This is a genomic window from Alteromonas sp. ABH4_453 (assembly GCF_056160665.1).
The window spans coordinates 514,040-530,144 of sequence record NZ_JBSWXP010000001.1 but is presented as its reverse complement, the minus strand read 5'-3'; the positions used below and the strand labels follow the sequence as shown (position 1 = coordinate 530,144).

Sequence of the window (16,105 nt, the reverse complement as noted above, 5' to 3'; positions counted from 1 at the left end):
AACAGTGTGTTTAAAGCGTAAACAATAACTGTATGTATTTGATCCTATTTGTTTTATTAGTAATCAATTATACAGTGATACGGAAATCAAAAATGTCTGTCGTATAGTCGATGAAAACCGCAACAAAAAACGGCTAGCTTCCGAAAAAGCTAGCCGTTCAGTTTGTTATTTGCACCAAGTGGGTGATTTTAAATCACCTCGCATTCCTTATTTTGGTGCATTCGCTGCTCTGAATTTGGCAATCAATTGTTGTGTTGAAGCGTCGAAATTATCTTTGTCTGCTTCGCCTTGAATGCCTGCAAGTACTTGGTTTCCTAATACTTTACCTAACTCTACGCCCCATTGGTCGAATGAGTTAAGGTTCCAGATAACACCCTGAACGAATACCTTATGCTCATACATTGCAACCAGCGCGCCAAGTGTTTTAGGCGTAAGGCTGTCGAATAAGAAAGTATTGCTAGGCTTATTACCTGGCATGGTTTTGTGAGCGGCCAAGCGTTTGCGTTCTGTGTCGTCTAGGCCTTTACCGTCAAGGTCTGCATAACACTCTTCAAAGGTTTTACCCTGCATTAGCGCCTGTGTTTGACCAAAACAGTTAGACGCAAGCATGGCATGATGCGTGTCATCCTGGTTAGGTACGTTAAGCGGCAGCATAAAGTCAGCAGGTATAACGCCAGAACCTTGGTGAATAAGCTGGTGGAAGCTATGCTGGCCGTTTGTACCTTCACTACCCCAAATAATTGGGCCAGTAGGGTAGTCCACGTTCTCGCCTTCTTGCGTCACTTCCTTACCGTTACTTTCCATATCTAACTGCTGTACGTAAGCTGGTAAGCCACGAAGATAGTGGTAATAAGGCAATAGAACATGCGACTGTGCATCGAAAAAGTTTCTGTACCAAACGCCTAACAACGCAAGCAATACAGGCATGTTTTCTTCAAGTGGTGCAGTGGTGAAATGGGTATCCATCTCAAACGCACCGTCAAGCAAGCCTTTGAAGTTTTCAAACCCAAGGGCTAGCGAGATAGGCAGGCCAATGGCAGACCACAGTGAGTAACGACCGCCTACCCAATCCCACATAGGGAAAATATTGTCGGCGCTAATACCAAACTCTGTGGCTGCTTTAACGTTTGAAGACACAGCTACAAAGTGTTTAGCGATATCTTCTTGTGTACCGCCAGACTTTAAGAACCAGTCTTTAGCCGTAAGTGTATTTTGAAGTGTCTCTTGGGTAGAGAATGACTTTGATGACATGACCACCAAAGTTTCTTCAAAATCTACGCTAGATAGCACATCATGAATGTGGCAACCGTCAACGTTAGCAACAAAGTGAACTTTCACGGCATCAACCGTATGCGGCTTAAGTGCCTCGGTCATAATCTTAGGACCAAGGAACGAACCACCAATACCAATTGCCACAATGTGCTTGATAGGCTTGCCGGTATAACCTTTGTGTTCACCGCTGTGAACTGACGCTGTAAACGCTTCAATTTTGGCAAGCGTAGCATGCACTTCAGGCATGACGTCTTCGCCATCTACCAGTACTTTACGGTCAGAGAAGTTACGAAGCGCGGTATGCAGCACAGCGCGGCCTTCTGTTGAGTTAATTTGCTCACCAGAAAACATCGCGTCGCGAAGGGTTTCTAGTTTGCACGCTCGAGCGAGGTCGAAGAGTCCTTTAAGCGCGTCATCATTTACACGGTTTTTCGAGTAATCAAGAAAAATACCGCAGGCTTCAAGCTGCATCTTATCCGCCCGATTTGCATCTTGTGCAAACCAGTCGCGCATGTGGGCATCTTTTACCGTTGCAGCAAGTTCAGATAGCTTTTTCCATTCAGGAAGAGAAGTTAAAACACTCATTGTTTCAATAGCCCTTACGCGCTTAGTTTTTCGCGAAGCATGGTTTCAAGTTTTTCCTGATCTGCGGCAAAGTTGCGGATGCCTTCAGACAGCTTTTCGGTTGCCATTGCATCTTCGTTCATCGCCCAGCGGAATTCGCTTTCTGTTAAGCGGTCACCTGGTGTTTTTGTAGCGCCATTGTCTTTAAGTTTAACCTCTAGAGCGCCAGGTTCGTTTGCCAGTTCTTCTAGCAGTGCTGGGCTAATGGTTAGACGATCACAACCTGCCAACGCTTGAATTTCACCAATGTTACGGAAGCTTGCGCCCATTACTACGGTATTGTAGCCGTGGTCTTTGTAGTAGTTGTAAATTTTAGTTACAGATACTACGCCTGGATCTTCATCTGGTGCGTATGACTCAGTACCGGTCGCTTTTTTGTACCAGTCTAAAATGCGCCCTACAAATGGAGAGATAAGATAAACACCGGCCTCTGCACAAGCTTGTGCCTGGGCGAAGCTAAATAGAAGCGTTAAGTTACACTGAATGCCTTTCTTCTCTAGTTCCTCTGCTGCCTGGATACCTTCCCAAGTAGACGCAATTTTAATAAGAATGCGTGACTTATCGATACCCGCGTCTTCGTATAGCTGAACCAAACGCTCTGCTTTTTCGATAGTGGCGGCAGTGTCGAACGATAGGCGTGCGTCTACTTCAGTTGAGATTCGGCCTGGAATAGTTGCAGAGATTTCTTTACCAATGGCCACTGCTAGTTTGTCTGCAGCATCAGTTAACTGTTGGTCAGCGTCGTTTGACTGAAGCTTTGCCCATGCTACAGCATCATCAATTAGGCTTGCATATTGAGGAAGACCGGCCGCTTTTAAAAGTAGCGACGGGTTAGTTGTGGCATCTACTGGTTGATACTTTTTAATGGCATCGATGTCGCCCGTGTCGGCAACAACGGTAGTGATATCACGTAATGAAGCTAACTGATTGCTCATAATTCTCTCTGTTCTTTATCAAAATAAATTTGGACAACTCGCTGGAAAAGCCAGTTGAATAAAACGGTTCGCTTGCGCGTGTGTAGGGCTTCGCGCTTTCGTTTTCTTTTTGCAAAATACGTATTCCACTAAGGAACGAGGCAAAAATAAATTTAGCGCTTTGGTCATCAAGACACACACCTAGAAGATGCATCTGACTTATTGTTTGAATATTTTTTTGTACTGCTATTTATATCAAACCCGTGTGACAATTCATACATTGAATAATGACAAATTCACTAATCGGATTTCTCTGTTAAGCCAATTTACGTCTTTCTTATGCTATTTTGCTTTTTGAAGCGTATCAGGTGGTACAATACCAGTATAAAATTTAAGGAGTCGAAATGTTAGTTGTAGTATCACCAGCAAAAAACCTAGATTTTGAAAGCGAAGTTCCTGTGAGTCAGTTCACTCAGCCTGCCATGCTTGAAGACACTGAGCGTTTAATGGAAGTTTGCCGCACCTTATCGCCTGCTGACTTATCATCTCTGATGAAGATAAGCGATAAGTTAGCAACATTGAACGCCAACCGTTTTGCTGAGTTTTCTACGCCATTTTCGCCCGATAATGCACGCCAAGCAATGTATGCGTTTAATGGTGATGTGTATACTGGGTTGGATGCTTACTCGCTTGATAGCGAAACGGTAGAATATGCGCAAAAACATCTTCGAATTTTGTCTGGCCTCTACGGATTGCTTCGTCCTTTAGACTTAATGCAGTCCTATCGTTTAGAAATGGGCACTAAATTAGCAAACCCTGAAGGTAAAGATCTGTACGCGTTTTGGGATGATCGCATTACTTATGTGCTAAATAAAGCATTAGAAGCACAGGGTGACAATGTGTTGATCAACCTTGCTTCAAATGAGTACTTCAAAGCAGTGAAGAAGAAGTCTTTAGATGGCATGATCATCACGCCAACATTTAAAGACTGCAAGAATGGTCAGTATAAAATTATCAGTTTCTTCGCGAAGAAAGCCCGTGGTTTAATGGCGCGTTATATTCTTGAAAACCGTGTAGAAGACGTAGAAGGTCTGAAAAACTTCGACGTAGATGGCTATGTGTTTAGCGAAGAACAAAGTTCGTCAACGGAACTTGTGTTTCTGCGTAACCAGGAAAGTTAATAACGCCCGTTCATCCATAATCACCTTAAAAGTAGGACATAAATTTGAGCATATTAGTTCGCAATTTACCTAAAACATTTACTCAGGAAAATCTTGAAGACTTGTTTTTCGAGTTTGGCACCATAGCGTCGTGCGACTTGGTGATGGATGAGGCTTCTGGCTTATCTAAGGGCTTTGGTTTCGTAGAAATGAGCACGCAAGAAGAAACCGATAAAGCCATTGAAAAACTTAACGCCAAAATTATCGACGGTAAGAAAATTCGTGTTAAGTGGTCAAATCAAGAGAAGAAGCAGGCTGAAGCGATAGCTAGTGCGCCAGCGCCCAAAAGAGACATTCCCGAAGATGTGTGGGGAAGTGCTTCTGGCAATAGCTCTGAGCGTGAAAACGACCCCGAGTAAGACCGAGGGAATACAACTAACAAGCGCTGACAACGAAAGTTGTCAGCGCTAAACCTTCATTTAACCAGATACGGTTGCTGTTTGTACTTGAGTATTGCGAGCAGTCATAACAATGGCCAGCCACACCAATACACCACCACCGGCAAGCGCTAGGCCTACCCAACCCGTTGATGTATAGCCATAACCCGCTGACAGCGTCATTCCAGCCAACCAAGGGCCAAGCGCATTAGCGGTGTTAAAAGCAGCATGGTTCATGGCGCCGGCTAAAGTCTGAGCCTCGCCAGCGACGTCCATAAGCCTTGTTTGCAGCGGCACCACCATGCCACCACCGATACCAATGAAAAACAGTGATGCTGCCATTAAGTATGGATTCCCCATCGACGCGGCGTAAGCTGCAGCTGATAGGCCCAGTAAAACCTGAAATGTAATCGCTGAAGTCAGTAGCCTGCCTTCAGAATAGCGGCCTGCAATAATGTTGCCCAAGGTAACGCCTATGCCATAGATAAGCAATGTAGCCGATATTCCCCACTCAGGTGAAGAGGTTGTATTGAGGTAAGAGGCACTAAAGTAAGAATACACGGAGAACATGCCTCCAAAGCCAATTGCGCCCATGAGTAATACAAGCAGTACGTCTTTGTTTTTCAGAGCTTTAAGTTCGGTTAGCGGTTTGGCATCTGGATTAGGTCCGCGGTATGGTGCTGTTTTCCACACCATAAGTGCAGTCACTAACGCAAAGGCTGAAATAATAAAGAAGCCAGTTCGCCATCCGAACATTTGCCCAATACCGCTAATTGACGGCACACCAATAATATTGGCAATAGCCAAGCCTAAAATGACGTTGCTGACAGCTTGCGCCCGTTTGTTTTTACCGGCAATGTCTGCAGCAAAGAGCATGGCAATGCCGAAGTAAGCGCCATGAGGAAGGCCAGCAATAAAGCGCGCTATATTCATTGTCCATTCTGACCACGCTAGTGCTGTTAGCAAGTTTCCGCCAGCATAAAATACCATCATTGAAATAAGCATGGTGCGTCTTGCAAGCCTGGAAAAAAAGATAGTGATAAGTGGCGCGCCCACTACAACACCAATGGCATAAGCACTAATTGCGTGACCGGCGACATTTTCAGTAATGCCAAAATCTTCTGCAAAGTAAGGCAATAAACCCATTGCCGCAAATTCGCTGCAACCGATCACAAAGGTTCCGAAAGCCAGCCAAAAAGTTATGGTGGCCAGTGAGTATTCACCCAATGCTGAGGGCTGCTCTGAAGAGGCCTGCTTTGAAGAGGCATGGTCAGAAAGAATCTTGTCAGTTTGATTCGTCATAAACGTCCTTTTGTTCATTGAGTTCAATCAATCACTTACTTAGTGGCTGTTTTAGCGAGGGGCTGTTGAGCTTTGCTGTGCATTTTTACAATGTTTGTGTGTCATCAAAGATAAAAGACACTCAGCAGACTAACGCTTTGACGAAACGCAAAAACCGGCTCAACAGAATGTTTGCCGGTTCTCTTCGAATAGTCGCCCTTATCATCGATAATATTTAGTAACCATCGATAATATTTAGCAATGATCAACAACCCACAGGTTCGTGCTTTTCGTATTCGTTTAATGCAAGAGATCGTAGCATCGCTCAGACAACAAGTAACGGTAACTGATAAGGTTTCGTAATCAATTCAGCGATTTAAATGTAGTGCTTTTGTTAATAAATTACGCCGGACCTTTTGCGTTAGAAAGTCGAATGGGCGTTAAAAAAAGTGAAGGTGACTGTTTTCTGTGCACAAATATTGGTTACTTTTTAGTTCATCACTTTGTCATCTTTTAACATTTGTCACGTTTTCCAATCGTGGCGTGAGCACAACGCCGTATCTATGCCCCCATTGAAAACAAACTTCTTGACTTTGAGGTGTTCTATATATAGAACGTTCTTTAAATAGAACAAAATGAAGTTGGTAAGCTGTGAATCAATCAACGCTCAACATTCTCGGAAGGCATTTGCAGAAACTCAGGCAAGACAAAGGTGTCTCGCTGTCGCAATTGGCAGCAGGGGCAGGTATCGCTAAATCTAACCTTTCAAGATTAGAGCAGGGCAATGGCAACCCGACGCTAGACACCATTTGGCGATTAGCTAAACAACTAGACGTTCCGTTTGGTCAGCTAGTTCAGCCTCTTAGCGCAAGCGTTGGAGAAAAGGGGGTAGAAGTTCGTTTAATTGAGCAAGGACAAGGTATCCCGAACGTTGATGCTTATTGGATGTCAGTTGCACCGAATACTTTTCGAGAGGCAGAAGCTCACGCCACAGGAACAGAAGAAACGATTACCGTTGTTAGCGGCTCTCTTGAAGCTGGGAATAGTGGAAATACTCAATGGCTGCATCCGGGTCAAAGTCTAGCATTTAACGCTGATTTGCCTCACGTATACAAAACGGGAGACGAGTGGGCGACATGTCTTATCACAATCGTTTATCACAAAGAGGCAAAGGAATGAGCCAACTTTCATCAAAGAAAGGACTTAAGCAAGGGGTTATTGACGGGTTACCTTTGTTAGGTGGTTATATTCCTGTAGCTATTTCATTTGGCGTGATCGCAGTTCAAGCCGGGTTTTCTACGCTGGAAGCCACGCTAATTTCTATATTTATTTACGCAGGCGCGTCGCAGTTTCTTTTGGTAGCCATGGTGGCATCAGGTGCGCCACTTTGGCTAGCGGTTTGTATGACGTTATTAGTTAATGTGCGTCATGTGGTTTATGCGCCCAACTTGGTGCCTTATTTACCGCAAAGTAAAGCTTGGCCGTATTTAATGCACGGCCTTACTGACCAGATTTTTGCGCTAGCCCATACTCGCTTGCCGCTAATGGACGATGCTAAAAAGGTAGATTGGTTTAAAGGTGTATCTATGGTAGCGTGGCTTAGCTGGATCGTAGGGACGGCGCTTGGCGGTATCGCAGGGGACTCCCTTACCCAACAATGGCCAATATTAGACAGCGTGATGCCCTTTGCCTTACCTGCACTTTTCCTTGTGCTACTCGCGCCTAAATTCTCAAGTAAATTGTGGAGCGCTACCTTGCTCGTTACAATGACGGCGGCTCTCTTTTTGGCTCTCAGCGCCTTTAAAAACGCTGCAATTCCGTTGGCAGCACTATGCGGTGCGATAACCTTTTATCTTCTCACCTCGCACGTTGAAAGGAAGCAATCTCATGCACGTTGATATCTGGACAGCTATTGTTGTTGCGGCCATCGGAACATATGCATTGCGCGTGGGCCCGTTGCTGTGGACTCAGCGTCATTTTAATAAACACAAGGCCAACAACACTGAGGCGCGTTTACCTACGTGGCTAAGCGTGCTAGGGCCGTTGATGATTGCCGCTATGCTAGGCGCGTCACTTATTCCAAAAGCACCGTCAGCGGCGAGTTGGATTGCAACCGCAATAGGCACCGTTGTCACTTTGCTTGTTTGGCGCAAATTCAAAAGCTTAGGGCTGCCAGTGTTTTGCGGCGTGCTTTCTTTTGGTGTGGCTTTTGGTTTAGCTCGTGGTATCGCTTTGGTTTAGCGTTGGGCGTAGATGTTAAGTTGCTGGGCTAAGACTTATTCTTACCCAAGGCTTTCTCGCCCCAAATTTCTTCCAAGCGCTGGTCACGCCCACAGTTCCATCGGTAGAACTTATAGCGAACGGGACTTTTTTTATAAAAATCTTGATGGCCAATTTCGTCGCCTTTTATCGGATAAAAGGTAGAATCATCGAGTATGGGCGTTACCACCTTTTTATTGGGAAATTGGGCTACCACGTCAGCTTTTGATTTTTCTGCTATAGCACGTTCTTTATCGTTCGAAACAAAAATAGCGCTTAAGTAGCTGGGTCCTTTATCACAAAACTGACCTCGGTCATCAAAAGGGTCAATGTTTACCCAAAAATGATCAAGAATATCATTATAAGAAAGCATATCGCCGTCGTAGGTGATCTTTACCGCCTCAAAGTGTCCCTTGTGATTGCCATTATAAGTCGGATTTGGCGCGCTTCCGCCAATGAACCCCGACACCACATCAGTAACCCCGTCTAGCTTTTCAAAATCAGACTCCATGCACCAAAAGCAGCCCCCAGCTAGTATGGCCTCGTCGGCACTTGTTGATGGCGTAAGAATCGAAGCGCTCAACGCTGTGCTAATTAAAACTGCAGAAAGTGTTAATTTCATCATTCACCTTTTATGTGTTGGTTTAACGTTGTAGCGACCTTCGCGTTTAATTCTTCAGGCCCCAGTTTGCGAAGATATACGGTTAACAAATAAAGAACGGTTTAAGCTGAAATTAATTTCATCGCGGTGCAGCGAGTTAATTCGATTTTGTTTTACAAGCGTACACTTTTTACAAGCGAACATTTTTTCTAAGCGCACATTGCGAAGCTTGAGGCTTGGCGCGAAAGCATAGGTTCAGAAAAAGACTAGGAGGATGTAAGTAAAATTTTCATCTCACTCTGTAGTCTTCTTTCAAAAAGGGAACTGTCTTTAATTCGTCCCATTTACAAGACGGGGCTGTAAAGCCCCTATGACAAGGGATAGAGCGATTTCTTATGATCGGCAGAGCACTTGCATCTTATCCAACTACATGAAAATCAGTTTAGTTGAAATGAAAGGAAAGATGATATGTCGATAGTCAAATCAGGTAGTGCAGCATATAAACCTTTAGGTAAAAAAGGGAAGGGCAGTATTTCAACGGAAACCGGTGCTTTATCGAACCAGCCTTATGGTTTTAACACGCGGTTTGAAGATGGAAAGGGAACCAACCCCGAGGAATTAATTGGTGCGGCGCATGCGAGTTGCTTCACCATGGCACTTTCTTTTGCGCTTTCAGACGCGGGATACGATGACGGCGAGTTAAATACCACTGCAAAAATCAGTTTAGAGAAAAACGATGACGGCTTTGAAATAACTCAATCGGCACTAAGCTTAGATGCTGAGGTTGAAGGGATTACCGAAGATGAGTTTGAGAAAATTGCACAGGAAGCAAAAGAAAATTGCCCAGTATCTCAACTTCTTAATGCCAACATCACATTGGAATACCGATTGAATAAGGGATAGAGGTTATCACTATTCTTGTTGATAGATAGGACTCGCTCTGTTAGACAAGAGCAGGCAAGTTATTTTTATCAAGTGAAATATAAAAAAGCGGCTTTAGAAGCCGCTTTTTCGTATAAGATGTTGATTGCATAACATGAGGTGGCGTTAGTTTATTTCCCAATTACGCCACATGCTACGCGATCGCCGCCGCCACCTAATTTTTCAGGTGAATCAGAGTAATTGTCGCCACCTGCGTGAATCATTAAGGCGCGGCCTTCAATATCATCTAACTCAAGCTCTGGTGCAAAGATAGGCTGGGTCGCGTTTCCATTTTCATTAACATAAAGCACGGGTAGATCGCCCTCGTGACCCTTTTCAGACCAAGGAGCACGGTGTTTACCGGTATCCTCTGGATCGAAATGGCCGCCCGCTGCACCGCCCAACACTTTTTTTCCATCTTTCATTGCTGGTGAACAGTCGCCATTTTGATGAACATGAAAACCATGAATGCCCGGCGTTAACCCTGAAAGATTTGGCGTAAATACTACACCGTCATCATCATAACTGCTCACCAATACTGAGCCCATGCTCATCCCTGTTTCTAGGTTATTCATTATCACTTCTTTTTCATTACTATCATGATGGCCTGCGAAACTGCTCGCACTTAACACCAATGTCAGTGAACCTGCTAAGGTAGATAATAAACGTTTCTTCATCGTGTTCTCCTTCACTCAATTATTAACGAATTCGTTAAAAGCATTGAAGTTAGATGAGCATAAAGTGAACCAGTGTGGCGCATAACTCAGGGATACTACGCAAGACTAGGAATACTCGGGCGTTGAAGCCACAACCCAGTTGTGTGTTAGCGCATAGTTACTGGCATTTACGGAAATCATTATATTGGTTACGTGAAAAAGTTACCGACTATTACATTAGCTTTTTAGCTTTTTAGCTTTTCCTTCTTCTTTTCACCCTCCTTGTAGGCAACCTCTTTATATCGTCTTTGGATATGCAGCGTCTCCATAGGTAAGCGGCACTGTCATACAGAAGTTACAGTGTTAAAACTCAGTAACAATATGGCAGTAGCACTTTTTTCCTATTCGACTTACAGTTAGCACTAATTAGTGCTATCAAAGGACATAGGCATGTACACACTTTATGGTTATCCGAAAACCCGCTCGGTTCGCGTGGCATGGGCACTGGAAGAGCTAGGTTTACCTTTTGAGTACAGCTTAGTTGACTTAAAGCAGGGGCAACACCTGTCAGAAGAATTTCAAGCCATTAGTCCAGCCTCGAAAATTCCAGCGCTTGCGACCCCAGAAGGTACCTTGGCGGAATCGGCGGCTATCGTCACTTTTTTAGCTGAACGTCACGGCATGCATGAATTCATTCCAGAGCCTGGTAGCTTCGAGCGAGCCAAATATGAAGAAATGATGTTGTTTCTTACCAATGAGTTAGAGCAACCCATTTGGAATTTAGCAAAGCACACCTTTGCGTTGCCTAAAGAGCAAAGACTTGAACAAATGCGTGATGTAGCGGTGTGGGAGTTTAAGCGCGTATTGCCGGTATTTTCTTCTATGCTGGGCGATAAAGAATTTGTATGTGGCACCATGTTTACCATGGCCGACATAATAGCAGGTCATATTTTGGCATGGGCAAAAGGCAGCAAGCTAGATATCACGCTAGACGGTAAAACAGACAATGTAGCCGCGTACGCACAACGTGTGTTAGGCCGTGAGGCGTACGAGAGGGCGTGGCGAAAAGAGATGGCTCGTTTGCCTGAATAAATGGTGCAGCCCGAAAAACCTTACATGAATAAATACCGTGTGAACCTGTGACTTATTAAGTAAACGCTGAATTGTATAGGCGGTATGCCTGATATCTGGCGTCAGGTACGCATTATTAGGTTTAAATGCGCTTATCACGCGATATATAGAATCAAGAAAACACATAACGACAGCGCTTTTTTTGCGAAATATAAGCATAAACAGCGAAGAAATAACAAGGGAACAAAAAATGAAAGCATTTAAAACACTACTCGTAAGTAGTGCAGTAACAATGGCACTGGGCCTGAGCTCAGCTGCGGCACATGAACACAGCAACGCGAATATGCAGAGTTCATCAAAAAGTACTTCAGTGTCAAAAGAAGCGTCTGAGCACGAGAAGCTTTTTGCTTTATTTGCAGCCGCTGACCAGCGTGATATTGAGCTAAACCCAATTATGGCCATTTTTCGTGGCGACATGCGTTATGCCGACAGAATGGGCGACTTTTTGACAGACTCTCACGCTTTAGCGGGAAAAACAGCGACATTGCTGAATTTGTCAGAGCTTAAACAAATTGACCGCAGTAAGTTAAGCGATACCGACAAGCTCGCTTACGACGTGTTCAAATACAACGAAGAGCGCTCGCTGAAGATGTCGAGTGACGAGATTGAAGCGCTAACGGAAGTGCGTCCTGTTAACCACTTCAGTGGGTTTCACACATTCTATCCGACCTTTGCCAGCGGAAAAGGCGCAGCGCCATTTAAAACAGTAGAAGACTACGAGAATAACTTATCTCGCCATAAGGATTACATTGCTATTTCTGACCGCGCTATCGGAAAGTTCCGCGAGGGCATGGAAAGCGGTGTTCTTGAAACTAAGCTGACTATCGATCGCGTGATCAAGCAGTTCGATACTCAGCTGGCTATCCCAATTAAAGAGTCACAGTTTTGGGGGCCAATTACCATGTTCCCAGAAAGTTTCTCTGACGAAGAAAAAGCCCGTTTAACTGCTGACTACGAGAAAGCAACGCAAGAGATTTACGATGCAACCACGCGTATGCGCGACTTCCTTCGCGACGAGTATTTGCCTGTTGCCCGCGAAAGCATTGGTCTTAGCGATATGAAAGGTGGTGCAAAGCTTTATCAATTGATGGTGGAAGGTTCAACGACACTGCCAATGACGCCGGATGAACTGCATAATCTTGGTTTAAAAGAAGTTAAGCGTATCAAAAATGACATGCTTGAAATTAAGGACGAAGTGAAGTTTGAAGGGACATTAAACGAATTCTTCGACTATGTACGCACCGATCCTAAGTTCAAGCCTGAAAGCCGCGAAGCGCTAACGCAGAGCTATTATGATATTGGCCGTGAAGTTGACGAGAAAATTGATCAGTACTTTTCTTTATTGCCTAAGTCTGAGCTAGAAATAAAACCTTACGACCCTGCTATCGAGCAATTCAGTGCGGGTGGATCATATCAGCCGGGCACGCCAGACGGCTCTCGTCCAGGTACTTTCTATTTTAATGCCTACGATTTGCCTAGCCGCTTAACCACCGGCAACGTTACCTTGTACCTACACGAAGGCGCGCCAGGTCACCATTTCCAAGTAAGTCTTGCACAAGAAAATGAAGCGCTACCTTCATTCATGCGCTTTAGCTTCCTACCCGCTTTCGGTGAAGGTTGGGCGCTGTATTCTGAAACGCTGGGTTATGAAATGGGGTTCTTTGACGATCCATGGAATCGTTATGGCACGCTTCAAGATGAGCAGTTGCGCGCCATGCGTTTAGTGGTAGACACAGGTATTCACGCGAAAGGCTGGACCCGCGAACAAGCCATCGACTTTATGCTTGATAACTCAGGTATGACCCGCACAGAAGTTGTGGCCGAGGTAGAGCGTTATATTGCTATTCCGTCGCAAGCGCTATCTTACAAAGTGGGCGCGCTTAAAATTCAAGAATTGCGCGCGCGCGCAGAGAAGGTATTAGGTGATGATTTCGATATCCGTGAGTTCCACGCGCAAGTGTTAAACACGGGCGGCATTCCACTTGCTATTCTTGAGCAGAAAATTGATCGCTGGATCGCTAGTCAAAAAAGTTAAGGAATAATACCTTTAATTAAACTTTTTACAGCGCAATCAGCGTTAGGTTAAGAACAGTAAAAAGCCGATATTTGACGTAAAGCCAGTAATATTCAGTATTACTGGCTTTTTTGTTTTTGCGACTAATGGCAGTGATATTGTTCAAAAGCTTCACTAGAGTAGTAATTAATCATTATTTGGTACTTATAAGGAAGCACAAGGTGGAGTTAGGGCTATTTTCGTTAAGCTTAACGGTTAAAGACATCAGCAAGTCGAAGGCGTTTTATGAGGCCTTGGGCTTCGAAGCCATGCCTTCATGCGGCTCGGTGGAAGATAAATGGTTAATGATGAAAAATGGCACCACCATGATTGGATTATTCGAAGGGATGTTTGAAGATAACATTATGACTTTCAACCCAAGTGATGTTAGGGCACTTCAGGCAAATCTAGTTCAACAAGGCATCGCTTTAGACGTGCCTGTGAAAGGCGATAGCGGCCCCGGGCATCTAATTGTTAAAGACCTGGACGGCAACGCTATCATGTTCGATCAGTTTTAAATTCGCGCTGCCAGTTCAGCGCCTTGACGGATAGCGCGTTTAGCATCAAGTTCAGCCGCAACGTCAGCACCGCCGATAATGTGCACGGTAAATCCTGCCTCTTCTAGAGGTTGTTGCAGAGGCTTAAACGGCTCCTGGCCAGCACATACAATGACGTTATCGACCGGCAGTACTTTAGGCGCGTCGTTAATCAGCACGTGCAGACCGTCATCGTCCACTTTCTCGTAACTCACGCCGTTTATCATTTGAACATTGTGGTGTTTCAATGATTGCCTATGGATCCAGCCCGTAGTTTTGCCCAGCCCTTTACCTACTTTAGACGTTTTCCGTTGTAGCAGATACACTTCCCGCTCAGAAGGCTCTATGGCTTTTTCTTTTAGTGCACCCGGTGCCGCATAGTCTTTATCTATACCCCAATGCGCCAGCCATTTTTCTTTATCTTTAGCTAAATGTTCGTGTTCAACCAAGAACTCTGCTACATCAAAACCAATGCCGCCGGCGCCAACAATAGCCACTTTCTTGCCTACTGGCTTGTGGTCGCGCAATACGTCTAAATAACTCATCACTTTAGGGTGGTCGTGCCCTTCAATTGTAAGCGTACGAGGATTAATACCGGTGGCTAGCACCACTTCATCAAATCCCCCATCGACAAGACTCTTTGCGTTTACTTCGGTATTAAGGTGAATCGTAACGCCAACTCTCGCAAGTTGATTGTCGAAGTAGCGAAGGGTTTCGTAAAACTCTTCTTTACCCGGCACTTGCTTGGCGTAATTAAATTGACCGCCAATTTCACTGGCTTTATCAAATAGATGTACCTCGTGACCTCGCTCTGCGGCATACATGGAAAACGCCAAACCCGCAGGCCCTGCACCTACTACCGCTAGTTTTTTCTTATTGTGAGTAGGGGTAAAGGTAAGTTCTGTCTCGTAGCACGCTTGTGGGTTTACCAAGCAACTTGCACGCTTTTGTTCGAATGCATGGTCTAGGCAAGCCTGGTTACAGGCAATACAAGTGTTGATTAGCTTAGACTCATTGCGCATAGCCTTCGCTACAAAGTGAGCGTCAGCCAAGAAAGGTCGCGCCATCGATACCATATCAGCATGGCCTTGTGCGAGTACCAATTCTGCAACTTCAGGCGTATTGATACGGTTAGTGGTAATAAGAGGGATAGACACCTCTTTTTTCATGCGTTCGGTTATCCAGGTAAACGCCGCGCGAGGCACCGATGTTGAAATAGTAGGTACCCGCGCTTCGTGCCATCCAATACCGGTATTAATTAGCGTAGCGCCTGCTTTTTCGATTTCTTTGGCTAAATATACAACTTCGTCCCACTTAGCGCCGCCTTCGACTAAGTCCAGCATAGACAGGCGATAAATAATGATGAAGTTAGTGCCCACTTTCTCGCGCACACCTTTTACTATCTCAATCGCTAGGCGAGCGCGGTTTTCTAAGCTGCCACCCCATTCATCATTTCTGTGATTGGTGCGCTCACAGAAAAACTGATTTATTAGGTAGCCTTCAGAACCCATAATTTCCACGCCGTCATAACCCGCCTTCTGAGCTAGGCTGGCGCATTTAACGTAATCTTTAATTGTGCTTCTTACGCCACGTGAGGACAATTCGCGAGGCTTAAAAGGGGTAATAGGCGACTTCATAGGTGAAGCCGAAACAGCAAGTGGGTGATAACCGTAACGGCCTGAATGCAATATTTGCATGCAAATTTTGCCGTCTTCCTTATGCACAGCGTCGGTAATAACACGGTGCTTTTTCGCGTGGCGAGAGCGGGTCATTCTGCCAGCAAAGGGGGCTACCCAACCTGAAATATTAGGGCTAATACCACCTGTTACGATTAGCCCCGCACCACCTCTTGCTCGCTCAGCGTAAAACGCAGCAAGTTTGTCAAATCCGCCTTTCTCTTCTTCCAAACCTAAATGCATTGAACCCATTAGGGTACGGTTGCGAAGTTGAGTAAAGCCCAAATCTAACGGAGCTAATAGGTTAGGGAAGTAAGGTGAGCGTTGTTCTGAATTGTGGGCAGATTGCGGTGTAGCTGTCTGAGATACGATCTGAGACGAGGGCGTATTCATAATTGTTCTCTTTTTATTTGCTATGAAGGCAGTTAGTGCATGTCGCTCTTTGCCGCGGCGCAGTGCTCATCTGTCTTTCGTGATTTAAGTGCTAATGGTTACACATAATCCGACCACACTAACTTGCCCGACCAGTTGCTCTGATTATTTACCACCACATTCAATTGGTAAAGTGCAGTTACCTTATTTTT

The 16,105-nt window shown here is 44.9% G+C and carries 15 protein-coding genes; 9 read left to right on the top strand and 6 right to left on the bottom strand.

Going from position 1 to position 16,105, the window contains the following annotated elements; genetic code table 11:
- Positions 1-207 precede the first annotated feature (207 nt).
- Both pgi and tal read right to left on the bottom strand, forming a co-directional pair.
- Complete coding sequence (pgi, locus tag ACXAGV_RS02255; protein WP_474871508.1) at positions 208-1,857, bottom strand: glucose-6-phosphate isomerase; 1,650 nt, start codon at positions 1,855-1,857, stop codon at positions 208-210.
- Positions 1,858-1,871: 14 nt separating this feature from the next.
- Positions 1,872-2,831, bottom strand: coding sequence for a transaldolase (gene tal / locus ACXAGV_RS02250; protein ID WP_474871506.1), 960 nt, complete (start codon positions 2,829-2,831; stop codon positions 1,872-1,874).
- 383 nt (positions 2,832-3,214) lie between these two features.
- Between tal and yaaA the strand changes: the two genes are divergently transcribed.
- Both yaaA and ACXAGV_RS02240 read left to right on the top strand, forming a co-directional pair.
- Positions 3,215-3,991: a peroxide stress protein YaaA gene (gene yaaA / locus ACXAGV_RS02245; protein ID WP_474871504.1), complete on the top strand. Its 777-nt coding sequence runs from the start codon at positions 3,215-3,217 to the stop codon at positions 3,989-3,991.
- A gap of 44 nt (positions 3,992-4,035) precedes the next feature.
- Positions 4,036-4,389, top strand: a complete 354-nt coding sequence (locus ACXAGV_RS02240) for an RNA recognition motif domain-containing protein (protein ID WP_474871502.1) — start codon at positions 4,036-4,038, stop codon at positions 4,387-4,389.
- Positions 4,390-4,449: 60 nt separating this feature from the next.
- On the opposite strand, the gene ACXAGV_RS02235 is transcribed toward ACXAGV_RS02240, so the two are convergent.
- Entirely contained in the window at positions 4,450-5,709 is a 1,260-nt protein-coding gene (locus ACXAGV_RS02235) for an MFS transporter (protein ID WP_474871500.1), read from the bottom strand.
- A 666-nt stretch (positions 5,710-6,375) separates the two neighbouring features.
- Here ACXAGV_RS02235 and ACXAGV_RS02230 point away from each other — a divergent pair.
- The 3 genes from ACXAGV_RS02230 to ACXAGV_RS02220 are packed head-to-tail and all read left to right on the top strand — an operon-like array spanning position 6,376 to position 7,929.
- Complete coding sequence (locus ACXAGV_RS02230) at positions 6,376-6,867, top strand: helix-turn-helix domain-containing protein (RefSeq protein ID WP_080589203.1); 492 nt, start codon at positions 6,376-6,378, stop codon at positions 6,865-6,867.
- Positions 6,864-7,586: an AzlC family ABC transporter permease gene (locus ACXAGV_RS02225; protein WP_474871498.1), complete on the top strand. Its 723-nt coding sequence runs from the start codon at positions 6,864-6,866 to the stop codon at positions 7,584-7,586. Before ACXAGV_RS02230 ends, ACXAGV_RS02225 begins: the two co-directional genes overlap by 4 nt.
- Positions 7,576-7,929 carry an AzlD domain-containing protein gene (locus ACXAGV_RS02220; protein ID WP_474871496.1) on the top strand — a complete coding sequence of 118 codons (354 nt, stop codon included), beginning with the start codon at positions 7,576-7,578 and terminating at the stop codon, positions 7,927-7,929. The genes ACXAGV_RS02225 and ACXAGV_RS02220 overlap by 11 nt, the downstream gene beginning before the upstream one ends.
- Positions 7,930-7,957: 28 nt before the next feature.
- On the opposite strand, the gene msrA is transcribed toward ACXAGV_RS02220, so the two are convergent.
- Positions 7,958-8,569, bottom strand: a complete 612-nt coding sequence (gene msrA, locus ACXAGV_RS02215; RefSeq protein WP_474871494.1) for a peptide-methionine (S)-S-oxide reductase MsrA — start codon at positions 8,567-8,569, stop codon at positions 7,958-7,960.
- A gap of 447 nt (positions 8,570-9,016) precedes the next feature.
- Here msrA and ACXAGV_RS02210 point away from each other — a divergent pair, with 447 nt between their 5' ends.
- Positions 9,017-9,451 carry an OsmC family protein gene (locus tag ACXAGV_RS02210; protein ID WP_474806673.1) on the top strand — a complete coding sequence of 145 codons (435 nt, stop codon included), beginning with the start codon at positions 9,017-9,019 and terminating at the stop codon, positions 9,449-9,451.
- A 149-nt stretch (positions 9,452-9,600) separates the two neighbouring features.
- On the opposite strand, the gene sodC is transcribed toward ACXAGV_RS02210, so the two are convergent.
- The gene (sodC, locus tag ACXAGV_RS02205) at positions 9,601-10,146 is read right to left on the bottom strand and encodes a superoxide dismutase [Cu-Zn] SodC (protein ID WP_474871492.1); all 546 of its coding nucleotides are present in this window, start codon (positions 10,144-10,146) and stop codon (positions 9,601-9,603) included.
- 429 nt (positions 10,147-10,575) lie between these two features.
- On the opposite strand from sodC, the gene ACXAGV_RS02200 reads away from it, so the two are divergent.
- From ACXAGV_RS02200 to ACXAGV_RS02190, 3 genes are all read left to right on the top strand, one after another.
- Positions 10,576-11,217, top strand: a complete 642-nt coding sequence (locus tag ACXAGV_RS02200) for a glutathione S-transferase family protein (RefSeq protein ID WP_474871490.1) — start codon at positions 10,576-10,578, stop codon at positions 11,215-11,217.
- A 229-nt stretch (positions 11,218-11,446) separates the two neighbouring features.
- Positions 11,447-13,291: a DUF885 domain-containing protein gene (locus ACXAGV_RS02195; protein WP_474871488.1), complete on the top strand. Its 1,845-nt coding sequence runs from the start codon at positions 11,447-11,449 to the stop codon at positions 13,289-13,291.
- 200 nt (positions 13,292-13,491) lie between these two features.
- Positions 13,492-13,827, top strand: coding sequence for a VOC family protein (locus ACXAGV_RS02190; RefSeq protein ID WP_474871486.1), 336 nt, complete (start codon positions 13,492-13,494; stop codon positions 13,825-13,827).
- Here ACXAGV_RS02190 and ACXAGV_RS02185 read toward each other — a convergent pair.
- Positions 13,824-15,914, bottom strand: a complete 2,091-nt coding sequence (locus ACXAGV_RS02185; protein WP_474871484.1) for an oxidoreductase — start codon at positions 15,912-15,914, stop codon at positions 13,824-13,826. The genes ACXAGV_RS02190 and ACXAGV_RS02185 overlap by 4 nt on opposite strands.
- Positions 15,915-16,105: the final 191 nt, after the last annotated feature.